The organism is Mesobacillus boroniphilus JCM 21738 (genome assembly GCF_000517385.1).
GTDB lineage: Bacteria > Bacillota > Bacilli > Bacillales > Cytobacillaceae > Mesobacillus > Mesobacillus boroniphilus.
On sequence record NZ_BAUW01000003.1, the window covers coordinates 34102 to 59373 of the forward strand.

General features: G+C 43.9%; 18 protein-coding genes and 6 pseudogenes. 17 read left to right on the top strand and 7 right to left on the bottom strand.

What is annotated here, in order from left to right; genetic code table 11:
• Positions 1 to 130 precede the first annotated feature (130 nt).
• The 9 genes and pseudogenes from JCM21738_RS01850 to rlmD all read left to right on the top strand — a co-directional run bounded on the left by JCM21738_RS01850 (position 131) and on the right by rlmD (position 9540).
• A complete protein-coding gene (locus tag JCM21738_RS01850; RefSeq protein ID WP_023625700.1) occupies positions 131 to 964 on the top strand; it encodes a YfkD famly protein in 834 nt (277 codons plus the stop codon).
• Positions 965 to 1136: 172 nt separating this feature from the next.
• Positions 1137 to 1928, top strand: a complete 792-nt coding sequence (locus JCM21738_RS24870; protein ID WP_023625699.1) for a YtxH domain-containing protein — start codon at positions 1137 to 1139, stop codon at positions 1926 to 1928.
• A 131-nt stretch (positions 1929 to 2059) separates the two neighbouring features.
• Positions 2060 to 3580 (top strand): gamma-glutamyltransferase, encoded by a 1521-nt coding sequence (gene ggt, locus JCM21738_RS01860; protein ID WP_243462847.1) that lies wholly within the window; start codon positions 2060 to 2062, stop codon positions 3578 to 3580.
• Between the two features lie 2 nt (positions 3581 to 3582).
• The gene (locus JCM21738_RS25040) at positions 3583 to 3744 is read left to right on the top strand and encodes a hypothetical protein (RefSeq protein WP_243462848.1); all 162 of its coding nucleotides are present in this window, start codon (positions 3583 to 3585) and stop codon (positions 3742 to 3744) included.
• A gap of 254 nt (positions 3745 to 3998) precedes the next feature.
• Positions 3999 to 4184: an SE1561 family protein gene (locus JCM21738_RS01865; RefSeq protein WP_023625697.1), complete on the top strand. Its 186-nt coding sequence runs from the start codon at positions 3999 to 4001 to the stop codon at positions 4182 to 4184.
• Positions 4185 to 4389: 205 nt separating this feature from the next.
• The gene (locus tag JCM21738_RS01870) at positions 4390 to 5943 is read left to right on the top strand and encodes a fumarate hydratase (RefSeq protein WP_023625696.1); all 1554 of its coding nucleotides are present in this window, start codon (positions 4390 to 4392) and stop codon (positions 5941 to 5943) included.
• A gap of 261 nt (positions 5944 to 6204) precedes the next feature.
• Positions 6205 to 6770, top strand: a pseudogene (locus JCM21738_RS01875) (polysaccharide deacetylase family protein).
• A 404-nt stretch (positions 6771 to 7174) separates the two neighbouring features.
• Entirely contained in the window at positions 7175 to 8035 is an 861-nt protein-coding gene (locus tag JCM21738_RS01880; protein WP_023625694.1) for a DNA-3-methyladenine glycosylase family protein, read from the top strand.
• 150 nt (positions 8036 to 8185) lie between these two features.
• A pseudogene (gene rlmD / locus JCM21738_RS01885) lies at positions 8186 to 9540 on the top strand (23S rRNA (uracil(1939)-C(5))-methyltransferase RlmD).
• A 33-nt stretch (positions 9541 to 9573) separates the two neighbouring features.
• Here rlmD and JCM21738_RS01890 read toward each other — a convergent pair.
• Positions 9574 to 10128 (bottom strand): TetR/AcrR family transcriptional regulator, encoded by a 555-nt coding sequence (locus JCM21738_RS01890; RefSeq protein WP_023625692.1) that lies wholly within the window; start codon positions 10126 to 10128, stop codon positions 9574 to 9576.
• A 163-nt stretch (positions 10129 to 10291) separates the two neighbouring features.
• On the opposite strand from JCM21738_RS01890, the pseudogene JCM21738_RS01895 reads away from it, so the two are divergent.
• The 7 genes and pseudogenes from JCM21738_RS01895 to JCM21738_RS01925 all read left to right on the top strand — a co-directional run bounded on the left by JCM21738_RS01895 (position 10292) and on the right by JCM21738_RS01925 (position 20165).
• A pseudogene (locus JCM21738_RS01895) lies at positions 10292 to 12348 on the top strand (efflux RND transporter permease subunit).
• Between the two features lie 2 nt (positions 12349 to 12350).
• Positions 12351 to 14138: a hypothetical protein gene (locus JCM21738_RS01900; RefSeq protein WP_023625690.1), complete on the top strand. Its 1788-nt coding sequence runs from the start codon at positions 12351 to 12353 to the stop codon at positions 14136 to 14138.
• A 180-nt stretch (positions 14139 to 14318) separates the two neighbouring features.
• Entirely contained in the window at positions 14319 to 14822 is a 504-nt protein-coding gene (locus tag JCM21738_RS01905; RefSeq protein ID WP_023625688.1) for a ferritin, read from the top strand.
• A gap of 226 nt (positions 14823 to 15048) precedes the next feature.
• A pseudogene (locus JCM21738_RS01910) lies at positions 15049 to 17122 on the top strand (catalase).
• 67 nt (positions 17123 to 17189) lie between these two features.
• Positions 17190 to 17822 (top strand): NAD(P)H-binding protein, encoded by a 633-nt coding sequence (locus JCM21738_RS01915; protein ID WP_243462849.1) that lies wholly within the window; start codon positions 17190 to 17192, stop codon positions 17820 to 17822.
• Positions 17823 to 17837: 15 nt separating this feature from the next.
• Positions 17838 to 19442 (top strand): annotated as a pseudogene (locus JCM21738_RS01920) (FMN-binding glutamate synthase family protein).
• 330 nt (positions 19443 to 19772) lie between these two features.
• Entirely contained in the window at positions 19773 to 20165 is a 393-nt protein-coding gene (locus JCM21738_RS01925) for a DUF2177 family protein (protein WP_023625684.1), read from the top strand.
• Positions 20166 to 20209: 44 nt separating this feature from the next.
• On the opposite strand, the gene JCM21738_RS01930 is transcribed toward JCM21738_RS01925, so the two are convergent.
• Genes JCM21738_RS01930 through JCM21738_RS26500 form a run of 3 tightly spaced genes read right to left on the bottom strand, consistent with a single transcriptional unit; the run spans position 20210 to position 22720 of the window.
• A complete protein-coding gene (locus tag JCM21738_RS01930; RefSeq protein WP_023625683.1) occupies positions 20210 to 20992 on the bottom strand; it encodes a DUF1295 domain-containing protein in 783 nt (260 codons plus the stop codon).
• 43 nt (positions 20993 to 21035) lie between these two features.
• A complete protein-coding gene (locus JCM21738_RS26495; protein WP_081742009.1) occupies positions 21036 to 21812 on the bottom strand; it encodes a DegV family protein in 777 nt (258 codons plus the stop codon).
• Positions 21740 to 22720, bottom strand: a complete 981-nt coding sequence (locus JCM21738_RS26500) for a DAK2 domain-containing protein (RefSeq protein WP_148296041.1) — start codon at positions 22718 to 22720, stop codon at positions 21740 to 21742. Before JCM21738_RS26500 ends, JCM21738_RS26495 begins: the two co-directional genes overlap by 73 nt.
• 222 nt (positions 22721 to 22942) lie before the next feature.
• Here JCM21738_RS26500 and JCM21738_RS01940 point away from each other — a divergent pair, with 222 nt between their 5' ends.
• Positions 22943 to 23602: an oxidoreductase gene (locus JCM21738_RS01940; RefSeq protein WP_023625681.1), complete on the top strand. Its 660-nt coding sequence runs from the start codon at positions 22943 to 22945 to the stop codon at positions 23600 to 23602.
• A gap of 143 nt (positions 23603 to 23745) precedes the next feature.
• Here the strand turns inward: JCM21738_RS01940 and JCM21738_RS25050 are convergent, their stop codons facing one another.
• From JCM21738_RS25050 to JCM21738_RS26505, 3 genes and pseudogenes are all read right to left on the bottom strand, one after another.
• Positions 23746 to 24264 (bottom strand): hypothetical protein, encoded by a 519-nt coding sequence (locus JCM21738_RS25050; RefSeq protein ID WP_023625680.1) that lies wholly within the window; start codon positions 24262 to 24264, stop codon positions 23746 to 23748.
• Positions 24261 to 24923, bottom strand: a pseudogene (locus JCM21738_RS25055) (efflux RND transporter permease subunit). Before JCM21738_RS25055 ends, JCM21738_RS25050 begins: the two are co-directional and overlap by 4 nt.
• Before the next feature lie 12 nt (positions 24924 to 24935).
• Positions 24936 to 25064, bottom strand: coding sequence for a hypothetical protein (locus JCM21738_RS26505; RefSeq protein ID WP_256360157.1), 129 nt, complete (start codon positions 25062 to 25064; stop codon positions 24936 to 24938).
• Positions 25065 to 25272: the final 208 nt, after the last annotated feature.

Sequence of the window (25272 nt, forward strand, 5' to 3'; positions counted from 1 at the left end):
GCCTTTCATTATGTCTTCAAATAACAAAGTTTCCGAAAAGCTCCATAAATCTTGGATAAAGTTAATGAACTCCGAAAACACTATAAACAAACTTATAAGTTTCCTGTAGTGAAAGGAGAAAACAACACCAATGAAAAAAGCAGCAGCTATCCTTGTGATGACGATGGTTTTCATGATGTCCATTTTAGCGCCTGGCTTTGCTGAGGAAACAAAGACGAAAAAAGCTCCTCAACCAAAGCAGGCTGAAAAAGCAAAGTATACCATTCCGAGTTCTGTCATGAATATCACGAAGGACAATACTTACCCTAATCCGACGGAGGATTTGCCTTTCCTTCAGCCAAGCGAGCTTACGAAGAACTTGATCAAAACATCAAAAGTGAAGATTGAGAACCCGGATTTAATTCGTATGCTGAATGAAACGACCATTAGCAGCACTCCTTTTGCAATCGGTTATCGTGCGATTGTATACCTTGGAGAATGGCCGTTGAATTATGTATCGAGTGAAACTTCCCCAAACTGGGAATTCCAGAAAATCAATACGAACTACTATGATAATCGCGGCGGAAATTCTATTTATCAAATTCATTATGTTCAAGAGCAGCAAAAATCTGTAAAGGGCGGCTTGACGGCAAAAATCAAGAGCGCTGAAGATGTGCAAAAGATGATGCTTTTAAAAGCAGCAAAGAAAACAGGACTGCCGCTAGCGTTTGAAACGATTGTCGGTGCCGGAACGAAAAAAGACCATATCTATAATATCCAGCCAAAACGCCTCGGATACCTTTACGCCTACGCTCCAGCCATAAATGAAAAGGGCAAGGTGACATATGGAGAGGTCTACTTGATGCTAAAAGGGAGCAAGAAGTTCATTGTCGTCAAAAATGTCGTTTCGCAGGGAATAGGTGCGTGGATTCCGATTCAGGACCATGTTAGCTTCGGTTTTGTATCCAGCGAAAGACCAAGATAAATATTAATGAAACAGCCTTACTCCAATTAAAGAGGAGTAAGGCTTGTTTTATTGTTTAGTAATTTTTTCCTCTTGACAAAAGGTAGATATATCCTGTTTAAGGCTTGTCCGATCCGGGAATTAGTTAGACATAACAAAATAAAACACCAAAAATTAAAGGAGGAACTAGAATATGTCTGAAAATATCCTTTCAAACAACCAAAACTCAATGGGTAACAATTCAAGCTCATACAATATGAACAACAACATGTATACTTCTTCAACGGAGAACGCTTCATACGATACAACAACTGGTACAACAACATACGCAAGCACAAATTCAGGTGATTCTTATTCTAACAATACTTCGATGGGCGGCTACTCTGGCAGTTATGGAGTAAGCTCAAATAACTCAAGCTCGTCAAACGGCAAGCTTATGAAGGGCGTCCTTATTGGAGCGGCAATCGGAGGTGCATTAACCTTGCTTGATTCAAACACTCGCACAAGGGTGAAGGATAAGGCTGTGAATGCAAAAGACACATCCATGAACGTGTTCAGCGAAGTCAAAAACAATCCTTCTGACGTAAAGGACCAAATGATGAGCAGCTTTAAGGAAGCATCCAGCATTTTAAAAGAAGCGATCAGTGATGCTCAAAACCTTTACCAGCGCCTGAATGATGATGTATTCAGCAAGGTAAACGAGGCAAAGTTCAATTCTTCCGAAGCATTGCAGACAGTGATGGACGCTAAGGATGAACTCAAGGAAGTTGGATCAAAAGTGAAGGAAGCAGGCTCTACAGCAATGGACAACCCTGTTGTCAATTCTGCATCCAAATCAAGCACATCAAACTCAAATTCAAACGGTGGTGCTGATGCATATGCTACTGGCATGGAGAGCAAACCATCTGATACTACAGGTCTAGGAAACACTTCTAATACCTTCACAGTATCACCGGAAAATCAGAAGAATGATAACAACCGATAAATTCAATTGATAAGCCAGTCCTGATTTCCAGGGCTGGTTTTTTATGTCTTAACTCCCATATATTTGGTTGTTTTCTACTTTGGTCTACAGGGTATTAATAGTACAAGCGGATAGATGGGAGGACATTGTCAATGGAAAAGAATTTTAAACCACGCTCTAATAGGTGTGACTATGATAGAGAAACAGCAACGGGTAAAATTGCGATGGCGGCTTCGGCACATCCTATTGCTACTGATGCCGCAGAAAAAATACTCCGTGAAGGAGGCAATGCGATTGATGCGGCAATCGCCCTCCAATTTGGCTTGAATGTCGGGGAACCGATGATGAGCGGTGTCGGTGGCAGCGGATTTTTTATGGTTTACCATGCCGAAAGCAAGACAACGAAAATTTTTGATGGCCATACAATGGCACCGAAAGCTGCTTATCCAGAACTTTTTTTAGATGATAAAGGAGAGGTTATCCCTTTTAAGAAAAGGTCAACCCAAGGCATTGCTGTAGGAGTTCCAGGAATTCTGAAAGCAATGGAAGCGGCAAGAAAGGAATATGGGACAAAACCGCTAGCCGATTTGATCGAGCCTGCTGCACAGGCAGCTGAAAAAGGTGTGGAAGTCAACTGGGTGATGGAAGAAATCCTTAACACCTTTGATTACCGACTTGGCGAGCATGCGAAGGAACTGTTTCAGCCAGGGGGAAAATCCCTAAAGGAAGGGGATGTCTATCAGAAGGAGCACCTTGCGAAAACATTCCGCATCCTTCAGCGTGATGGGATTAAGGCATTCTATGAAGGTGAGATTGGTGAAGCGATTGTCTCGACTTTAAAAGAGCTTGGCGGGATCATGGAAATGTCAGACCTCAGAGACTATGAGATCACAGTTGATGAACCAATTTGGGGTACGTACCGAGATTATAAAATTGCATCCTCCAACATGCCTAGCGCCGGAGGGACAACGATGCTGCAAATACTGAAATTGCTCGAGGGCTTTGACCTCAGCAAGTATAATGCTAAATCATGGGAAAAATATTACTTGTTTACAGAAGCAATGAGGATTGCTTTTTCAGATAAAATCGCTTTTGCAGGTGATCCTAAGTTTGGCGAAATTCCGTTAAAAGGATTGCTCAGTGAGGAATATCTTGCAGAACGCCGCAAACTGATTAATTTTGAACGCAGGAATGACTCAGCCGATTTCGGCAATCCATGGGCTTATGAGGATGGGAAAGAAATCAAAGTCATCCGTCAGCCTTTTGAACCCGAGAGAGAAAGAAGTGAGACAACCCATTATACTGTGATGGATAAATGGGGCAATATTGTCTCCTGTACCTCAACGGTTGAGCATCCTTTTGGATCCGGCATAATGGTTAATGGGTATGGTTTTGTTTTAAACAACGAAATGACAGACTTTGATGCGATTCCTGGAGGCCTCAATGAAGTCCAGCCTGGCAAACGACCGGTAAGCTGCAAGACGCCTACGATTATATTCAAGAACGATGAACCGATGCTTACACTTGGCTCACCGGGCGGTCCAACAATTGTTGGCTCGGTATTCCAAACGATCGTCAATGTTCTTGATTTTGGAATGGACCTTAAAGAAGCTATTGAGGAGCCGAGGATTTTCAATAGTACCGGCCGCTCATTGGCTGGGAAGCTGGGATAAGCATGGAGGCGAAAGGTGAATTGGAATCGAGAGGCTTCGAGTTCGCCGATGGACCATTCCCGCTCGGCAACGTGCAGGCAATCCAGATTGATCGTGAAAAAGGGCTCATATACGGTGCTGCTGATTCAAGCAGGGAAGGTAAGGCTACCGGGCTTGATGAATAACTATATGAAAAGAAGCAGGCTGAATTCAAATTCAGCCTGCTTTTATTGGTCAACGCTAGCCAGAGTATGGGTTTTTGAATCCGCCTTTTTTTAACAGAGATTTTTTCCTAAAAAAGCATGGACAAACATATCGAGAAGGGGGAATACTATCCAATAGATAGATGTGTAACTCCTTATCTAACTATTTGCCGCAATATTGCACAATTCCCCATTTTTAGGTAGGATGTTAAAGGTAGTGAAAGGAGAGAGAAAATTTGGGAAGTCCAATAAATGATAAAAATACGCAGGTTGTATTCTTGAAACAGCGTTTGGATATGTTTGCTGAATTGCTTGAAGCGATTGATCCGGAAGAAACGGATCTTGAGGATATCGACCGCATGATCCAAATCGTCGAAGAAATGGACGCAAAATGCCGCGAATTCAAACATCGCGATATGTAAAAAAGACCTTTTTGATGAGGTCTTTTTTTTGTGTGTTCAATAATACTTGTCGGGGCTGACCAAGCGCTTGCGCTTTTCAAGTTTGTAAACGATTCCACTTTCTATCTTTAAATGTAAACCTGATAGGAGTATAATGATATCGGAGAAATTGTTATAGATTTTCATATATAAAGAGCTAGAAAGATAAGGGGAGAGGGGTAGTCAGATGAATATCGAAAAGTTTCAGGAAAGCATGTACAAGCTGATTGTTGAAACATCCACGAACCTGCCGAAGGATGTACGAAGGGCAATCAAAGCGGCGGCGGAACGCGAGAACGCGGGAACCCGTTCGGCGATGAGCCTTGATACGATCAAGAATAATATTAAAATGGCTGATGATAATGTATCACCAATCTGCCAGGATACCGGCCTGCCAACCTTCAAAATCAAAACTCCGGTTGGTGCCAACCAAATTGAAATGAAAAAAGCGATTTACAATGCTATTGCGCAGGCAACGAAGGATGGGAAATTGCGTCCAAACTCCGTTGATTCACTGACAGGGGAAAATAGCGGTGACAATCTTGGCGGCGGAACTCCTGTCATCAAGTTCGAGCAATGGGAAAAAGATCATATCGACGCACGCCTGATTTTAAAGGGCGGCGGCTGTGAAAATAAAAATATCCAGTACAGCCTTCCAGCTGAACTGGAAGGACTTGGACGTGCTGGCCGTGACCTGGATGGTATCCGAAAGTGCATCATGCATTCGGTTTACCAGGCACAGGGACAAGGCTGCAGCGCCGGGTTCATCGGCGTTGGAATCGGCGGTGACCGTTCTTCCGGTTACGACCTTGCGAAAGAGCAGCTGTTCCGTACGGTTGACGATGTAAATCCGCATCCAGAACTTCGCGACCTTGAAGAATATGTAATGGAAAATGCAAATAAGCTAGGAATTGGCACGATGGGCTTTGGCGGCGAAACAACCCTTCTTGGCTGCAAAGTGGGTGTCATGAACCGTATTCCTGCTAGCTTCTACGTATCTGTAGCATACAATTGCTGGGCATATCGCCGTCTAGGTGTAGCCGTGAACCCAGAAAGTGGAGAGATTCAGGAGTGGATGTACCAGGAAGGCGAGAAAATCGACTTCGCACAGCCTGCAGCCCAGGAAATCGCTGCAGCAGTTGAAGCACCAGTTGAACAGAATGTCGTTACGCTGACAGCTCCTATTACTGAAGAACAGATTCGTGAGCTGAAGGTTGGGGATGTTGTCCGGATTGATGGCATGATGTATACCGGCCGAGACGCTATCCATAAGTATTTGTCAGACCATGATTCGCCAGTTGATCTGAATGGCCAGGTCATCTACCATTGTGGTCCAGTTATGCTCAAGGATGAGGAAGGCAACTGGCATGTGAAGGCGGCAGGACCGACAACAAGTATTCGTGAAGAACCTTACCAGGGCGATATCATGAAGAAGTTCGGCATCCGCGCTGTTATCGGTAAAGGCGGAATGGGAGCGAAGACGCTCGCTTCTTTGAAAGAACATGGTGGTGTTTACCTGAATGCAATCGGCGGTGCAGCTCAATATTATGCTGACTGCATCAAATCCGTGGAGGGTGTTGACCTTATGAATTTCGGGATTCCGGAAGCAATGTGGCACTTGAATGTCGAAGGCTTCACTGCAGTTGTCACAATGGATTCACACGGCAACAGCCTGCACGAGGAAGTAGAAAAATCATCACTTGAAAAATTGGCGCAGTTTGCTGATCGAGTATATAAATAAATTTAAACGACAAAAGGAGACTCGCTGTTATGGCGGTCTCCTTTTGCTATTTACAAGAATTTTTTTCACCTCCTGACAAACACTAAGGAAAAACATCAATGGAGGAACATCATGAAGACGATTGTTAAAGTTATTCTCGCGTCAGCGTTGCTGCTCTTGATTACCTTGCCAGCGACAACAGGTGCGGAGGAAAACTCCAACTCACCAATGCACTGGGGCTTCAAGAAGGGACGCAACGGAAGGCAGGCAGATGCCGGCAGGATGTTTGAGGTCATCCTCGAAGACCATGGAGCAGTTTATAAAGGTGACAAGAATTCAAAGGACATTTATTTGACCTTCGATAATGGTTATGAAAATGGCTATACCGAGAAAATCCTTGATATTTTAAAAGAAGAAAAAGTTCCGGCGGCTTTTTTGTGACAGGACATTATCTCGAAAGCGCTCCGGAGCTTGTCGCCAGGATGGCAAATGAAGGCCATATCATCGGCAATCATTCCTGGCACCATCCGGATATGACGAAAATCAGTGATGAAAAAATCAATAAGGAACTGGAAATGGTCAAAGCTGAGACCGAGAGAATCACTGGTAAAAAACATATGGCATATTTGCGGCCGCCGCGAGGGATTTTCAGTGAAAGGACGATGGCAGTGGCGAAGGAAGCCGGCTATACCCATGTATTCTGGTCACTCGCTTTTGTTGATTGGAATACAGACCAGCAGAAAGGCGCGCAGTACTCATATGATAAAATCATGACGCAGATCCATCCAGGTGCCGTCCTGCTGCTGCACACTGTATCAAAGGACAACGCCGACGCCTCGGAAAAGTAATCAGGGATTTGAAAGAACAAGGCTACAAATTTAAAAGCTTGATGATTTGATGCTAAGCAAGAGCGGTATGAAGGATCCGATGTTGTATTGATTCGAAGTCCCAGCATTTTTACAGTGCTGGGACTTTTGAAATTGGAAAAAATGAAGCGGTTTTTCCAGTTCGCCAATAAAATCAGATTTTCGCCAATATAATGAAATTATCGCCAATAAAAGGTGATTTTCGCCAATAAAAATTAATTATCGCCAATAAAATTGTGAACTCCGCCAATAAAACTTGAAAGCGCAAATTATCCCGCTGAAATTCAAATCGATTTTGTAAAATAAGAGCCGTAATCTATACAAACTTCGATAAAAACCTGCAAAAATGCTATAATACGGGAAAAATACTTAAGGGCGGTTAGTATATGTGGGAAGAAACAGTGGCATTTTCCGGGCCCTTTGATTTTGACCTTGCTTTAAGCAGGCTTGCGCTCGATCCTTTGCATTATGTTGATATTGAAAAGCGGCTTGTTAAGGTTCCGCTTTCTGTTAATAATAAAAAAATAGTCGCAGAAGTCGTCGGAACCGGGACTCTGGAAAAGCCTGAATTCCTCATCCGTGCGGAGACTGAAAAAGACAGGGCGCTTGAGCGTCTGTCTGAAATTTTTCAATGGAACGTGAAGTTGATTCACATCCATGAGCATTTCCAGACGACGGAGTTAAAGAGCTTGTTCGGTGAACATTATGGCACTCCGCTTGTCCTTGAATTTGATCCCTTTTCTAGTTTAATTAAGAGCATAATCCATCAACAGGTCAACCTTAATTTTGCTTTTGCCTTGACAGAACGATTTGTAAAAACATACGGCGAAGAGATGGACGGAGTCTGGTTTTATCCGTCGCCTGAAAAAGTGGCGCAGCTTACGGTTGAAGAGCTGCGCGAATTGCAATTCAGCGGACGGAAGGCTGAGTATGTGATCGGGATCGCGGAACTGGCAGCGTCCGGACAACTTGATTTTGAAAAAATGAAATCAAAACCTGATGCAGAAGTTGCCCAGGAATTGATCAAGATTCGCGGAGTTGGTCCGTGGACTGTTGAAAACTTCCTGATGTTCGCGCTCGGAAGGCCGAATTTATTCCCAATGGGCGACATTGGGATTCAGAATGCACTGAAGAAATATTTTAATCTGGATGAAAAACCGACTCCAGCACAGATGGAAAAGTATAAAGAACCGTGGAATCCTTATTTAAGCTATGCTTCGCTCTATTTATGGAGAAGCATTGAATAATTGGAGTGAAGTTTTATGAAAAAAGAGCAGCAACCACAAAAAAATCAGCAAGTCAAAAAAGGCCACCAAGTAAGTAAGGGCCAGTATAAGAAAAAAGGCCAGCACTCGCAAAAAGGCCAGCAAACGAACAAAGACCAGCAAGGAACGAAAGTGGAGCTGAAACAGACCTTCCCGCTGACAATCAAGCGACTTGGCATTAATGGGGAGGCGTCGGCTATTTCAAGCGCCAGGTCGTGTTCGTGCCGGGCGCGCTGCCTGGTGAGGAAATAGTTGCGGAGGCAACAAAGGTACACCCGAAGTTTGCTGAGGCGAAAATCAAGAAAATCCGTAAACAATCAGAGCATCGGATCAAGCCGCTTTGCCCGGTATACGACCAGTGCGGTGGCTGCCAGCTCCAGCATTTGCGCTATGACCAGCAGCTCAACGAGAAACGGGACATTGTCATCCAGGCTTTGGAACGCCATACAAAGCTCAAGATTGACGAGCTGGAGATCAGGCCGACAATTGGGATGGAGAATCCATGGGGTTACCGGAACAAGAGCCAATTCCAGGTTGGCGAAAAGGATGGGAAAGTGCTTGCCGGATTATATGGCTTGAATTCACATAACTTGATCAATATTGAGCAGTGCGCGGTCCAGCATCCGGCAACGTCGAAGGCTACCGAGGTGGTAAAAGGCATTCTTCAAGATTTGAAGATTCCGATTTACAATGAGAAAAAGCACAAAGGACTCGTGCGTACAATCGTGGCGAGAACAGGAGTACAGACCGGAGAACTGCAAATTGTCCTGATCACAACGAAAAAAGAGCTGCCGAAAAAGGATATCATCATCCAGGAAATCAAAAAACGGCTTCCTAAGGTTAACTCGATTGTGCAAAACATCAATGGGGAAAAGACATCCGTCATCTTCGGTAATGATACAGCGACACTGGAAGGCAGCGATTTTATCCAGGAGACACTGGGCGATCTGCAATTTGAACTGTCGGCTCGGACGTTCTTCCAGCTTAACCCTGAACAGACTGTAAAACTCTACAATGAAGCGAAATCAGCTGCCATGTTGACTGGCAAGGAAAAGCTTGTTGATGCATATTGCGGCGTTGGGACCATTGGACTGTGGATGGCAGATCAGGCTGGCGAGGTTCGCGGAATGGACGTCATTCCTGAATCAATTGAGGATGCGAAGAAGAATGCTGAAAAGCACGGAGTCAAGCACGCCAGATTCTATATGGGCAAAGCGGAAGAACTGCTTCCGAAATGGTTGAAGGAAGGATGGCGTCCGGATGTGATCGTCGTCGATCCGCCTCGAACAGGCTGCGATGAGGAGTTTCTAAAGACAGTTCTGAAAATCAAGCCGAAAACCTTCGTGTACGTATCCTGCAACCCATCAACGCTTGCAAAGGATATCATGACACTGGGCTCCCAGTATAAAGTTGAATATATCCAGCCAGTGGACATGTTCCCGCACACTTCACAGATTGAGAGTGTCACGAGACTGGTTCTTAAATGAAAAAAGCGCCGGCCCGGATTTTGGGCTGGCGCTTTAACGTATATTTGATAAACCTTTATTAATGAAGTTGTTTATAATCTCGGCCATTTCCCTCGGTGTTTTATCCATCCCGTTTTCTACCCAATTTTTAATGACATAAATACTTCCGCTAACAACAAAAATATTTATATATTCAAATGTTTCGGTGTCAAACTGGTTGTTTGAAAGCCAATTTTTGAAAATATATTCCTGGGTGATCATCATCCCTTTTTTCTGAAAGTGTATATCGCTATTTTCGCTTAGAAGCATTTGGCATACGTCAGGTTTTTTTGCAATATACTCAAGAATCTTCTCTGTCATCATTAGAGCTTCTTCTTCTTTTGAAAAATTGTAATGGTTAAGTGTCGAAACCATGTCTTCAATGAATTCTTCTTCAATTGCATTCAGCAGGTCATATTGACTGGAATAATGAGAGTAAAATGTGGAACGATTGATGTCTGCCTCTTCACAGATTTCTTTGATCGTGATGTTTGAAATGGGCTTATTTTTCAATAATTCCATCAGACCTTCTTTTAAAACCATCTTTGTATACTTTTTTCGTCGGTCCACTTCCCAACACCCTTCCTTTATCTGTAAAACAGTGAATTAACCAACAATAAGTAGTTTTATGTTGTGAATATAACGTAATGTACACAACTGTTTGTTGAATAGACAACACGGTGTTTATATAATGATAAAGTGTAATGGCAAAAGACTCAAGTGAGGTTAAAGAATGATAAGCATGGCAGAAAAAATCATAAAACATAAGAAAGCTGTTGTCATAGCGTTTGTTATATTTGCGTTAGTTTCGACGGTGGCGCAATTTTTTGTATCGGTCAATTATAATATGGTGGATTATCTGCCTGAAGATGCCCAATCAACAAGGGCTATGGAAATCATGGAAAGAGAGTTTACTGCTGAGGTACCGGATACGAGGGTCATGGTAAGGGATATATCCTTGCAGAAAGCACTCAGCCTAAAAGAGAAATTGTCAGCCATTGATGGTGTTGGAGAGGTCATTTGGCTCGATGATGTGGTGGATTTGAAAACCCCCCTAGAAATGGCAGACAAAGAGACAGTCGAAAACTACTATAAAGATGGAAATGCGCTATTCTCGATCAGTGTCCGCTCAGGTGATGAGGTTGCGATTACCGATGCTATTTACGAACTGATCGGCGAAGACGGAGCGATTGCGGGCGAGGCCATCAATACCGCCTCTTCACAAAAAATGGCTGGAACAGAATCCATGTACGCGGCGATTTTGCTTGTGCCAATCATTATTTTCATTCTAGTTGTCTCCACGACGTCGTGGGTGGAACCGTTATTTTTCCTGACGGCGATTGGCGTTTCGGTCCTGATCAATCTCGGAACGAACATTTTTATCGGCGAGGTGTCTTTTGTAACCCAGTCAGTAGCCCCGATTCTGCAGCTGGCGGTTTCGCTCGATTATGCCGTATTCCTGCTTCACAGTTTCTCTGATTATCGAAAGAAAACGAATAATCCAGAAGAAGCGATGCGGCTTGCGATGAAAAAGTCATTCCCGGCGATCACCGCCAGTGCGGCTACAACCTTTTTTGGATTCATCGCATTGACGTTCATGAAATTCGAAATCGGCTCAGACCTTGGAATCAACCTGGTAAAAGGAATCGTTTTGAGCTTCATCAGTGTCATGGTGTTTTTACCGGCGCTTACTTTACTTTTCTATAAATGGATGGGCAAAACGCAGCATAAAAGCTTCGTGCCGAGCTTTACCGGAATCGGCAGCTTTGTCGTCAAATTGAAAATCCCAAGCCTGCTGCTTGTCTTTGCCATTCTCGTTCCAAGCTTTTTGGCACAAAGCAATACGGCATTTACGTACGGGCTTGGCGAACAACCGGAAACGACACGTGCTGGCAGTGATTTTATCGAGATAAAAGAAGCATTTGGAGAAACAACTCCGATTGTCCTTTTGGTTCCGACAGGAGATCGGGCAAAAGAAGCGGAGCTTGTCGAGGAGCTTGAGAACCTGGATTACGTCACAAGTGTGATTGCCTATGTGAATATGGTTGGCTCGGTCATCCCGCCTGAGTACCTTGATGAATCAATCACTAACGAGTTTTATTCCGAGAATTACAGCAGGATTATCATCAATACGAATCAGGGGACAGAAGGGAATATTCCTTTTTCAATTGTCCAAAAAGTAGAAGCAGCGGCTGCCAAATATTATGATAATCAGGCGCTTAGTCTCGGAGAAAGCGTAACATTGTATGATATCAAGAATGTTGTGAATAAGGATAATACCGTAGTGAACGTGCTGACGGTCGTGACGATTGCGATTGTCCTTCTGGCAACCTTTAAATCAATTTCGATTCCGCTCGTATTGCTGATCACAATTCAATCAGCAGTCTGGATCAATCTGTCGATTCCGTATTTTACAAGTTCATCGCTTGTGTTTGTCGGATATCTGATCATCAGTACGGTACAGCTGGCGGCAACGGTGGACTATGCGATTTTGCTGACGGAAGCTTACCAGCATAACCGCCAGGAAATGTCCGCTAAAAAAGCAATCGTAAAAACATTGGATGAAAAAACGTTTTCCATTTCAATATCCGCAGCGATTCTATCGAGTGTCGGGTTTATTTTATGGATGACGTCGTCAACCCGATTGTTGGATCCATTGGCTTATTATTAGGCAGGGGTGCATTGCTGGCATTTGTAATGGTGGTGTTTTTATTGCCCGCCATGCTGCTGGTATTCGATAAATTCATTATAAAGACGACTTATAAAGCAAATTTTTACGAGGAGAAATGATGATGAGAACTAAACAAATACTGTTTGCTTCGCTGGCGCTGATGATTTTCTTGCCTTCATTTCTTAGTTATGGAGCTGCAGCAGAAGCTGAAGGAAAAGTTACCTCTAAGGATGAAGTCGTATACGCTACATTAAAATCCAATGGAAAACTCGATGACATATTTGTCGTCAATACTTTGGAGGTAGCCAAGGCAGGAAAAATAATCGATTATGGGAAGTACAGCAGCGTCAAGAACCTGACTGATCTATCCGAACTTGATCAGAATGGCCAGGCTGTCCAAATACATGCCCCTGAAGGAAAGTTTTATTATCAGGGAAACATAGAAGACAAAACTGAATTGCCATGGAATATTGAGATTTCCTATCTGCTTGATGGACGGGAGGTTGAAGCAACTGAGCTCGCGGGAAAAGAAGGTCATGCAGAAATTAAAATTAATACTTCTGCTAACGAAAAGGCAGACAGCGTTTATTTTGAGAATTACTTATTGCAAGTTTCCCTGAAACTCTCAAATAGCTATCAAAATATAGAAGCAACTGGGGGTATGGTTGCGAATGCAGGAAAGAATAAACAAATTACTTTTACTGTCATGCCTGGACAAGAGGAAAGCCTTATTGTGGAAGCGGACGTCACAGATTTTGAGTTCAGCGGCATCGATATCGCAGCGGTTCCTTCCACTCTTCCGATCGATACTTCAGAAATGGAGAACATGACCGATGACATGTCAGCATTGTCTGATGCAATCAGTGAATTGAATAATGGTGTTGGGGACCTGAAGAAAGGTGTTTCGGAACTGAACAATGGCGCAGCAAGCCTGCGTGATGGTTCAGCAAGGTATAAAAACGGCATCAGCCAGCTTTCCGATTCCTCGGCTGAGTTAACAGGAGCATCCCAATCAATTGGCGATGCATTGAAAAAAATAAGCGCATCATTATCTGGTGATTCTGCCCAGATGGACATGACAGGCTTGAGTGAACTGCCAGGCGGACTGACACAGCTCGCAAATGGCATGAATCAAGCAGCTGATGGGCTAATCACTTTGCGTGATAATTATGCAATGGCTTATGGAGCTTTGGATGGAGCGATCAAGAAGATCCCAGCTCATCAGCTTTCAGAGGAAGAGATTGCTGGACTACTTAGCAGCGGTGCTGACGCAAATGTTGTCAATAAACTGGTTGAGACCTATAAGTCTGCTCAAGAAGTAAAAGTGACATACGCTAATGTACAAGAGGTCTTTGCGGCTGTTGACCCTGCCTTAAGCAAGGTCAGCGGGTCTGTAAAAGAAATGAGAGGGAATCTAACAGCAATCGCCAACGAACTTTCTGCTTCCCTCGATGAAATGGATATGGGTGCACTTGGCGAACTGCAGAAAGGTCTCACGACATTGTCCTCCAATTACGGAGAGTTCCATTCCGGATTGATAAGCTATACAAAAGGAGTAAATGAGTTATCTTCTTCATATTCGCAGCTGCATTCAGGACTCGCTGGTTTGGCAGATGGTACAGGCGAATTGAATAAAGGAGTCGGCGAACTCCATAACGGAACAAGTGAATTACACCAGGAAACGAAGAATCTGCCTGAGCAAATGCAGCAGGAAATCAATGAAATGATCAAGGAATATGATAAATCAGAATTTGAACCTGTTTCCTTCGTTTCCGCTAAAAACGAGAAAGTGACCTCCGTACAATTCGTAATCAAAACAGAAGCCATTAAAAAAGAAGAGCAAGTGACGAAGAAAGCAAAGACTGAGAAAAGGAAAGGATTTTGGGATCTTTTATTAGAGTTGTTTTAAGAGGTAGGGGCAGTTCAGGAGACCTGATGAATGGCTTCCGGGACTGTCTCTTTGTTTTTTTACCAATTCAGATTGGAATGATGGTTTTAAGGCTGGTAAAAGGGTAAAATTCGATAAGGAAGGCAAAATAATTATGTTAGCGTAAAAAGACAACAGCTGCATGGATTGAGGAGGAATATAATGATCAGCGATAAATTGGTAAATGGTTTGGTCGAACAAATGAATTATGAGTTTTATTCTGCGCACGCGTACATGGCAATGGCTGCGTATTGCTCAGCGGAGAATCTGGACGGTTTTGCGAATTTCTTTTTGGTACAAGCTGAAGAAGAACGCTTCCATGCGATGAAATTTTACAATTTCATCAACGATATGGGTGAGCGCGTGACATTCGATGGATTCCACGCTCCATCAAACGACTTCGAGTCTGTTCTTGATGTTTTTGAAAAAGGACTTGAGCACGAAAAGGAAGTAACGCGCCGCATTTATAATCTTGCAGATATCGCGCTTGATGAGCGCGAACACGCTACGATGACCTTCCTCAAATGGTTCATTGAAGAACAAGTTGAAGAAGAAGCCCTGTTTGACAGCCTGATTCAAAAGCTCCGCCGCATCGACAAGGACAGCAACGCATTCTTCATGCTCGAAAACGAACTAGCCCAGCGTTCATTTACTGCACCAGTGTGAACATAAACAGGTACAGCAGGATTCCCCGGTTGGGAATCCTGTTTTTTATTTAATAGGAAATTATAGTTTCCTAACCAATAAGAAAGCCCGCTAACTAATCGTTTAGCGGGCTTTCGCTCGTGGTATACGTCCATATAGGAGCATAGCCAATCGATTATACAAAGCAACTTTAGAGAGATTACATATTTTGGCATGCTTCTACATCAAGAATGGGAGGAATGAATCAGTGAGTAAAGACGGGAAAAATCAAGAGCTAAACGAAAATTCAAAGAATCAGCAGCTGGACCAGTTCAAATCCGGGCATGACGGAAAAGCAATGACGACTAACCAGGGGCTGCGTGTTTCCGAAGATGAACATTCCTTGAAAGCGGGAGACCGCGGACCAACATTGATGGAAGACTTCCATTTTCGTGAGAAGATGACCCATTTTGATCATGAGCGTATTCCAGAGCGTGTAGTCCATGCGAGGGGATTTGCCGCTCACGGCTATTTCCAGGTATACGAGCCAATGGCTGAATATACGAAAGCAGGATTCCTGCAGGATCCGGGCAAAAAGACTCCAGTGTTTGTGCGCTTTTCAACGGTGGCCGGTTCACGCGGATCAGGTGACACCGTCCGTGATGTCCGGGGTTTCTCTACGAAGTTTTACACAGAAGAAGGGAACTATGATCTTGTCGGGAACAATATTCCTGTATTCTTCATTCAGGACGCGATTAAATTCCCTGATTTGATCCATGCGGTCAAGCCAGAGCCGCATAATGAAATCCCCCAGGCACAGTCAGCGCATGACACGTTCTGGGATTTTATCGCGAATAATACGGAGTCTGCGCATATGATTATGTGGCATATTTCAGATCGTGCAATCCTCGCAGCTTCAGAATGATGGAAGGCTTCGGGGTTCATACATTCAGGTTTGTCAATGAGCAGGGCAAGGCCCGTTTTATAAAATTCCATTGGAAACCAGTACTGGGTGTTCATTCACTAATATGGGACGAAGCTCAGAAGCTAGCCGGGAAGGATCCGGACTTCCATCGACGTGACCTTTTTGATGCGATCGAGATGGGAAATTATCCAGAGTATGAGCTGGGCGTCCAGATGATTGACGAAGAAGATGAATTCAAATTCGATTTCGATGTATTGGATCCTACAAAGATCTGGCCTGAGGAAGAGGTACCGGTAAAGATCATTGGAAAAATGACGCTGAACCAGAATGTGACCAATTACTTTGCGGAAACAGAACAGGTAGCGTTCCACCCTGGACATGTCGTGCCGGGCATCGATTTTTCAAATGATCCGCTTCTTCAGGGGCGGTTGTTCTCCTATACTGATACTCAGCTATCCCGTCTTGGAGGTCCTAACTTCCATGAAATCCCGATCAACAGGCCAGTTTGCCCGTTCCATAACAACCAGCGCGATGGCATGCACCGGATGACGATTGATCGCGGCCAAGTGGCATATCATAAAAACTCAATGCAGAACAACGATCCGAAGCCTTCGCCTGCTAGTGCAGGAGGATATGTACATCACCAGGAAAAAGTGGAAGGACGGAAGGTCCAAGCTCGCAGTGACAGCTTTAAGGACCATTATTCCCAGGCAACGCTCTTCTGGAACAGCATGTCTGATGTGGAAAAGCAGCATATGATCGAAGCCTTTAGTTTCGAACTCGGAAAAGTGAAGAGCAAGGATGTGCAGCAGCAGGTGGTTGAGATGCTCGGCAATATCGATACCTTCCTTGCTGAGCAAGTAGCCGAAAGCTTAGGTGCCAAGAATCCGACAAGCAAACCAGCAGATGTAACCAAGAGTTCGCCGGCATTGAGCCAGATGAATACATCAAAGCTGCCGAATACCAGAAAGGTAGCAATCCTTGCTGATCATGGCTTTAACGGAGCGGAAGTTCCGGCTTGATGGAAATGCTGAAGATGAGCGGCATTACCGCAGAAATCGTCAGCAAGCAGCTAGGGGTGATCAAGGGTGAGGATGGCACTGAGCTTGAAGTGCAGCACACTTTGCTGACCGCCAGCTCTGTCCTGTTTGACGCACTTTATGTTGCCGGTGGGCAGGAAAGCGTAGATAGCTTGAAGCAGAAAAAGGAAGCAGTCTACTTTGTCGATGAAGCATTCAGCCATTTTAAAACAGTCGGTGCGGGTAAGGAAGCAGCAGAACTCCTGACTGCTGCAGGTATCGGCTATGAAGGAGTTCCAGGTATCGTTGTTTTTGATAGCGGCAAAGAAGTGACAGTAGACGGCCAGGAATTCATCAAGGCAATAGCTGAACACCGCCACTGGAATCGGATGGTTTAATCATAGAAAGATTAAAAAAGAGAAACGGATCCTATCTGTTTCTCTTTTTTACAAAAAGGAGGAAACCATGATGAAGGTAATCGTAATTGGAGCCCATAGCAGCATCGGAGAGTTTGTTGTCAGCAAGCTCATGGGAAATGGGTATACATCCTGTGCAGTTGTCAGCAGTGAGAATCAGATCGAGCTGTTAAAAAAGAGGGGAGCTACAGAAGCGGTTCTATATGAAGAGACGATTTTGCCGACGTTATTCCAAGGTTATGATGCCGCCATTTATCTTACTGGCATCAATCCAAAGGCCAGAGCTGGCAGAACGGTAATGGTGGACCATGAGTCAGTCATTGAGACAGTGAAAGAGGCGGAAAAACAGGGTGTTAAGCGATTTGTGATGATGAGTGCCATCATGGCCAATGAAGCGGCAGGTGATGACAGTCGGGAAATTGGAGCGAAAGAGATGCCTGATGAGTTGCTGCGGCAATCGAATTTGACCTATACCATTATTCAGCCGGGAGCGTTGACAGATAAGCCTGGTGATGGAAAAATATCTGCCGCTGAAACGCTGGATTCGAATGAGCTTGAAATTTCCCGTGAGGATATGGCGGAGGTACTCGTCGTGTCGCTTGAAACCGAGGCCGCTTTTAACAAAACATTCGAGGTGGCTAGTGGGGATACTGCTGTAAACAAAGCACTTGCTTCATTATAAAAAAGGAGGATTTCAATGGGATTGACGGATTATCTAGTTGTCGGCCTGTTTATCTTCGTAGCTTTGATTATTCTTGTGCCGGTCATGCTATTTATCTATTTATATATGAAAGACGACAAGCAGAAGCAGCATTCGATATTAAGAAATTTTCCCGTCATTGAAGGTTCGTTATTTTACCGAGCATATTGGACCAGAGTTGAGGCAGTATCTATTTGACGGTGATAATGAGGGAAAGCCTTTTTCACGCAAGGAATTTCAGGATGTCGTCAAGGCTGGAAAGTATAAGGAAAGATTGATAGGATTCGGATCACTTAAGGATTTTGAGGCAGAAGGCTTTTACATCAGAAATACGCTGTTTCCGAAATTGACTGATGAGATGAAAGTCGATAATGCCGAGAAAATTAAAACAAGAGTTTACAAGATTGATGGTGAGGGCCTCTTTACAAGAAAGGAACATAGTGAAGAAAAATTGGCCGATCCGTATTATTTGCAGGATGATGACGCCGTAGTCATTGGCGAGCATACCTGCCGCTATCCATTCCGTGTGAAAGGCCAGGTAGGCCAGTCGGCAATGAGCTATGGCGCGCTGGGGGAAAAAGCAATCCAGGCGATGTCCAAAGGCCTGGGACTGGCGGGCGGAACGTGGATGAATTCAGGTGAAGGCGGGCTGTCTGAACATCATCTTGCCGGAAATCCAGATATCATGATGCAGATCGGACCGGACTTGTTTGGTGTGCGTAAGCCAAACGGAGAGTTTTCCTGGGAAGAATTTAAGAAGAAAAGTGAAATGCCCCAGGTGAAAGCATTTGAAATCAAGCTTGCCCAGGGAGCGAAAACGCGTGGAGGCCATGTTGAAGGGGAAAAGGTCAATGAGGAAATCGCCAAAATCAGGCTGGTGGAAGTCGGGAAGACGATTAACAGTCCAAACCGATTTTATGAATTCAGCGATGTTCCTTCGTTGTTTGATTGGATTGAAGAATTACGCTCGGTTGGGGGCAAACCAGTAGGCATCAAAATTGTTGTTGGTGATATGGACGCGCTTGAAAATATGATTTCTTACATGAAGGAAAGTGAGAAAGGGCCTGATTTCATTACGGTAGACGGCGGAGAAGGCGGCACCGGAGCAACCTATCAGGAGCTTGCTGACACAGTTGGACTTCCTATCAACTCAGCGCTTCCTGTTGTGGATGAAATGCTTCGCCAATATGGAATCAGGGACAGAGTGAAGCTGATTGCTTCAGGAAAATTGATCACTCCTGATAAAATCGCAATCGCCCTGGCAATGGGAGCGGACCTTGTGAATATCGCTCGCGGGATGATGATCAGCGTTGGATGCATCATGGCCCAGGTATGCCACACAAATACATGCCCTGCAGGTGTAGCGACCACCGATAAGAAGCTGCAGGATGGTCTGGTCGTGGACGAGAAGATGTACAGGGTGGCCAACTATATCATTCACTGCGTGAAGGACTTTACAATCTGGCAGCCGCAGCCGGTATCGACAGCCCCACGAAATTTGAACGGAAGCACATTGTCCATAAAGATGAACTCGGACGTGTATCGCCGGTAGAAGATTTGATCATTGCTGCAAGAAGAACTCAATTGCAGAAGGAAAGTTAAAGTGAATAATGTTTAAAAGAGCCTGATACATGATATCAGGCTCTTTCTACGCTTTATAAGAAAGTATAAACTTTTTACACTTTGATTAGTGTCTAGCTCCTCGAGACGCTTCGGTCCGACCAATGAAGTCAAAGAGCGACTTCACTGGTCGGCCCTCCAGCGCTTGTCGGGGCTGACCAAGGCGCTTGCGCTTTTCTAATTCATGAGTGATGTCGCAGAAGGGGCTACTTCTGCATAGTACAACAAAAAACACATCTGTACACATCCAGATTTCAGGGAAGAACCTTGTGTTTATTATAATAGAGTCAAACCGGAGGGAGACTTGATTGTATGAAAATCTACGGCATTACCTTTTTGATATTTCTGGTACTTGACAGTGTTTGGCTCGGATTGATTTCACCAAGCCTCTACAAAGAGCAGATTGGTCATTTGCTCGCTCCAGAGGTGAACTGGATTGCAGCGGCTTTGTTTTATATTCTGTTCATTGCAGGTCTTGCCTATTTTGCTGTGAAACCAGCCATCAGGCAAAATAGCTGGAAAACAGCTCTTAAAAATGGTGCGTTTTTTGGCCTCGTTTGTTATGCCACATATGATTTGACGAACCAGGCGACATTAAGTGATTGGCCGCTGATGATTACAGCCATTGACTTGATGTGGGGAACCTTCATTTGTGGAGTTTCTTCATTGTTAAGCTTCTTCATTGCCAGGAGATTTGTCGAGTGAATGTAAAGAGCCTGCCCACAATTTTATGGGCAGGCTTTATATAATCAGAAGTTAACTTTTTTTGGAAACCAGGGAATGAAAAGATTCGTTTCCTGCTTGTAAATCTGGTATTCCTCGTTCCCGGCATATCTTTTATCCAAGAATGGAACTCCGGAAACCTTTAATAGCAATAGATTAATGAACGCTGCACTGAAGAATGCGGTCCAGCCATTTTGCACACCCAGGACAATCAGGAATATACCCCACCACATCGCCGCTTCGCCAAAATAGTTCGGGTGCCTGCTGTAGCGCCATAATCCGGATTTTAAAATCTCTTCTTTATGTTTCTTTCTCTTCTTAAAGTGTTCTAGTTGATAATCTCCAATACTCTGGAACAGGAAACCGATTACCCAAACAATCAGTCCAAGGACTGCGAAAATGTCAAAGACGCTTGAGTCAGCGACATTCACAAGAACAATAGGATAAGCAAGGAGCAGCATGATGGCTCCCTGCATCATAAAGACTCTGAAAAAGGCAATAATCCTGACGTTTTTGCCCCATTGCTTACGGAAATTGGCATATCGGAAATCCTCTCCTCTGCCAATGGAGCGGATGAGCAGGTGAAGGAAGAGTCGGATTCCCCATAAAGAGACTAGAGTTAAAACAATGGTTTGTCTTAGGGAATGTTCTCCCTCTGATGCGAAATAGCTGACGAAGGCGATGATGACAAATCCAAGCCCCCAGCCGATATCGACAATCGAGTTATCTTTTATTAATTGTGCAATGATGAACATCGTGACCATGAATAGAAAAATTGCGCCGATATTGATTACATATAAGTCCCACATTTTTAAAAACTCCTTTCATATTTGGGTTTGTCGAAAAGCATTGCTACGCTGACTGATCCCTTGCCTGCATGAGCCCGATGACAGGGGATACATTGGCAGTATATAAAGGGTTGGCTCCAGTCAGGTTCTTCATTTCAACTGCACATAATGCGGCTTTATCTGGGTCGTTTGCGTGAAGTACAACATATTGTGTTATTTGCTTTGTTTTATCCAAATGGGCAATCATGCTGAACATTTTTTTCAGGTTTGAGTTTCGGAAAAACGTCTTTCCGTAAAGCTTTGATTTGCCCTGTTCATCAACAGAAACGATTGGCTTCATTTTTAACATCGTCGCGATCCTTCCTTGCAGTGGGGTAACTCTGCCACCGCGGATCATATGCTTTAATGTTGGGACGCTGACGAGGATTTCCGTTTTGGCAGTCAATTCTTCTGTCAGTTGAATTAATTCATCCAGGCTTGCTCCTTTGTCAAGCTCTTCAGCGACCGCATGGATTAGCAAGCCATAGGCACCTGAGAGGGTTTTTGTATTCAGCACGGTGATTTTTTCAGGGTCGACCTGTGCTGCTGCAAGGGTGCAGGATTCAAATGTCCCGCTTAATTCCTTCGATACATGTATTGATAAAATATGGTCGTAGTGCTTTGCAAGCTGTTCGTATGTGCGAGTGATTTGCTCAAGGCCCGGCTGAGAGGTTTTAGGTGCTTCTTCAGCAACTTCCAATCGATTGTAGAAATTTTCAGGTTTCATTGTTACTTTATCCAGATATGGTGACTGATCCATTTCGATTGTAGCGGGCAGCAAATGAATCTGATGGTGGTCCATGAATTCTTCAGGCAGGTCACAGCTGAGTCGATGACAAGGGCGATTTTTGATTTCCTCGCATGGATGCTCTCGTATTGGCGCTTCATATCCTCGACCTTCTGGAAGCTGACAGTGCCAAATGCAGACAGAAGCTCGACGGCTTCGTGCGGTTCATTTGTATGCAAGTGCACCTTCAACTGCTGTTCATCCCCGGCGATCACGACAGAATCTCCAAGACTTCCTGCCACCTCTTTTATTTTAGAAGAATCAGAGATTCCTTTGATCATAAACTCTGTGCAATAACGATGAGAAAGCAGTTCTTCTTTTGAAAAAATATGGTCCTCGAAGGCAGGAATACTTTGTTTGGTCACTATTGATTCGGACTGGTTGTGCGGCTGGATAAGCCCTTCGAGAAAATAAACGAAACCTTTCGCACCAGAGTCCACCACTTTTCTTCCGCTTACCTCTTCCATTTTCAGCTTCGTTTTCTCAAGAGATTGATAGACGTGAGGAAGTGAATCGACAATCAATGAAGGCACATTCGTGTGAGCAGCTGCCGTTTCCTTCATGGCTGTCACCCAATCTTTCATTACAGTCAGGACGGTGCCCTCTTCAGGTGACATAACGGAATCATATGTTTTCCCCGTTGCCAGCTCACAAACTGAAATGAAATCATTTGGGCCATGAATATTTTTAACTGATATTCCATTGGCAAAATGAATGAGAAACTGGGAAAAGATCATTCCTGAATTCCCTCTGGATCCTCTTAAGGCAGCCTTTTTCAAAGAGGTGAGGGATTCAGCCGCATCATCACTAATATAGGCGTCTTGTAAAATCGTCCTCATCAGATAGGACAGATTGCTGCCGGTATCTCCGTCTGGGACAGGGAAAACATTGATTGCATTCAATTCTTCCTGATGTTCAATCACTTTTCGCGAGCCGGAAAAAGCATGTTTAATAACAATTTATGATCAAGCATCGTAAGGTTATCCTCCATTTAAAAAAAGTTATACATAACTTATACATATATTATACAAAGTTTAGTTATTTGTAAAACCTTTTTTAAATGAACATTTTTTATTCGGGATTTTTCTAACTAGATCAAATATGGAATAATAAAAGCAGGCATTTTATAGGGAGGTCTTTTGGCTATGGGAAAAAAAGCTTTGATAGCTGGCTCGACAGGATTAATTGGGAATGAATTGCTGCAGATTTTGTTGGATTCGAAGGAATATGACCAGGTGACGGCAATTGTAAGAAGGCCGCTTGACGTCAAACACTCTAAGCTAGTAGAAAGGGTGATTGATTTTGACCGATTGGAAGAGTATATAGGGTTATTTGCAGTTGACGATGTATTCTGCTGCCTTGGAACAACAATCAAGAAAGCAAAGACTAAGGAAGCAATGTGGAAGATAGATGTAGACTACCCTGTGTCAATTGCCAAATTGGCCAGTTCTAAAGGAGCCAGGAAGTTTTTGCTTGTCAGCTCGATGAATGCTGATCCAGATTCTCCAATATTTTATTCGAAAATGAAAGGAAAGCTGGAGGAAGAAATCAAGCGGATTCCATTTGAAACAACAGCCATCTTCCGCCCATCATTGTTATTGGGGGAGCGAGATGAATTTAGGCTTGGCGAAAGAGCAGCTGCAGCAATTTTTACTAAAATGCCTTTTCTCTTTGCGGGACCATTCAAGAAATACAAAGCAATAGAGGGGAAGACGGTGGCATCAGCGATGTATAGAGTTGCACAGTTGGACAAGACGGGGTTTACAATTTATCCCTCGGAACATATACATGAGCTTGGGGAATAACTGGCCAATAACTGACAAACTTAAAAAAGAATTAAAAAAGCAAAGCGAGAAAGGTCGCTTTGTTTTTTCTAATCCTAGCTGCTTAATTCCTGCTGATTGTCATGTCGGTCATTCCGATGACCATCGTCGGCGTCATTCTTGGATTATTCCTGAGTCATCTCTTCATCCCACTTCACTTTTAACGGAACGTTTTCCTCATTGATTTTCAGTTCACCTACAGGCATCTGTAAAAAGGCTTGCTCAATGAATTGCTTGATCTGCGGCTGGGACAATCCCGCTTTTTCAATTTCAGACTCATTCAGCTGGACAACTTGTTCAACAGAAGTTCTTTCAATGGAATTTTCGGCCGCGACAATTCCTTCAATAGTCTTTAGTTCTTCTATAAACCCATCAGCGATTGTTTGGAGTTCATCAAAGCTCTCACCTGAGATATTGATTCGAACAGGGGACCCGCCGCCTCCAGACATGGCTGCTGCGGCGCTCTTCAAAGGAACCTTCTCCTCTAGACCTCTTAATGACTTAAGAATCTTTTCATTCACGTCTTTTTGTTCTCTTGTAATTTCATCGCCTTTTGTCATATTGATGACGGTGTACAGCATGTTGCCATTATCCATTACATAGTAAGATCCAATATCTTTAACCTCGTCTAGTGCTTTGTTCATTTCATCAGGAACTTCTCGGATAGAGAAGGAATCAGAGTGAACGAAACAATTACAGAGCTAATGAGAGTAATGGCTACAACAACAGATAGGATGATCATGAATGAGCCCATTTCACCGCCAAGCAAACCAATCGGCACAAAAACGACAATTGCGGTGAGCATCGAAGCCAGAACGGCTGTGGCTACTTCCTGGGTTCCTTTAATGACTGCCTCCAGACTCTTTAAACCGAGTTTTTTTTACGGTAGATGGATTCAAGAATAACGATGGATGAATCGACCATCATCCGATTCCAAGTCCGAGACCGATCAAGGTGAGCATATTGAAGCTGTCACCAAAAACCCACATTGAAGCGAAAGTGAGATTGATAATCCTACGATCAATGTAGCACGGATATTTCTCAAGAACAGCATCAGAATCGCGACGGCAATAGCAGCACCAATCAGGATATTGCTCGTCACTCCATCAATCGAATCCTTGATATAATCCGCTTGGGCGACCATTTCATTCAATTCGACGCCGCTGACTAATCCTTCTTCGCGGATTTGTTTGATTTCCTCACGTACTGCTTCTGCCAGCTCAATTTGAGTGGCATCGGCTACTCTGCCTACCTGGACAAAATGAAATCCTTCGATCCATTTTTCCAGGCTTCCTGACAGCAATACATCATGTACTTAAGGAAGAGCTTCCAGTCTCGGTTCCAGGATGTTCTTGGCAAAGGATGTCATCTTTTCCATGTCAGATCCAGAAACATCCATGAAAAAGTCGTAAGCCTGGCTAGTGCCAAATTGTCCGGTCATCACATCTTTGACACCGCTAATGTTATCCCTTGAATTAGAAATCCATAATGAGCCTGAGACAGATTTTTACATAGGGTTGAAGACGGAGAAGGAATAGGCAGATAAATGGAGAATAATAAGTTTTCATAGAAAAATGCGAGGTGAGGTATTGCAGCCAGCTAAATGTTTCCGGCATTGTGCCAATCATGAAGGATGGAAGATTTATAGAAGG

What these genes read in the sequence shown, in the direction of transcription:
- ggt (WP_243462847.1), top strand. Translation starts at nt 2,060, where the DNA reads ATGGAAAAGAATTTTAAACCACGCTCTAATAGGTGTGACTATGATAGA.
- JCM21738_RS25040 (WP_243462848.1), top strand. Translation starts at nt 3,583, where the DNA reads ATGGAGGCGAAAGGTGAATTGGAATCGAGAGGCTTCGAGTTCGCCGAT.
- JCM21738_RS01900 (WP_023625690.1), top strand. Translation starts at nt 12,351, where the DNA reads ATGAGAACTAAACAAATACTGTTTGCTTCGCTGGCGCTGATGATTTTC.
- JCM21738_RS24870 (WP_023625699.1), top strand. Translation starts at nt 1,137, where the DNA reads ATGTCTGAAAATATCCTTTCAAACAACCAAAACTCAATGGGTAACAAT.
- JCM21738_RS01905 (WP_023625688.1), top strand. Translation starts at nt 14,319, where the DNA reads ATGATCAGCGATAAATTGGTAAATGGTTTGGTCGAACAAATGAATTAT.
- JCM21738_RS01940 (WP_023625681.1), top strand. Translation starts at nt 22,943, where the DNA reads ATGGGAAAAAAAGCTTTGATAGCTGGCTCGACAGGATTAATTGGGAAT.
- JCM21738_RS01915 (WP_243462849.1), top strand. Translation starts at nt 17,190, where the DNA reads ATGATGAAGGTAATCGTAATTGGAGCCCATAGCAGCATCGGAGAGTTT.
- JCM21738_RS26495 (WP_081742009.1), bottom strand. Translation starts at nt 21,812, where the DNA reads ATGGACCACCATCAGATTCATTTGCTGCCCGCTACAATCGAAATGGAT.
- JCM21738_RS01850 (WP_023625700.1), top strand. Translation starts at nt 131, where the DNA reads ATGAAAAAAGCAGCAGCTATCCTTGTGATGACGATGGTTTTCATGATG.
- JCM21738_RS25050 (WP_023625680.1), bottom strand. Translation starts at nt 24,264, where the DNA reads ATGAACAAAGCACTAGACGAGGTTAAAGATATTGGATCTTACTATGTA.
- JCM21738_RS01880 (WP_023625694.1), top strand. Translation starts at nt 7,175, where the DNA reads ATGTGGGAAGAAACAGTGGCATTTTCCGGGCCCTTTGATTTTGACCTT.
- JCM21738_RS01870 (WP_023625696.1), top strand. Translation starts at nt 4,390, where the DNA reads ATGAATATCGAAAAGTTTCAGGAAAGCATGTACAAGCTGATTGTTGAA.
- JCM21738_RS01930 (WP_023625683.1), bottom strand. Translation starts at nt 20,992, where the DNA reads ATGTGGGACTTATATGTAATCAATATCGGCGCAATTTTTCTATTCATG.
- JCM21738_RS01925 (WP_023625684.1), top strand. Translation starts at nt 19,773, where the DNA reads ATGAAAATCTACGGCATTACCTTTTTGATATTTCTGGTACTTGACAGT.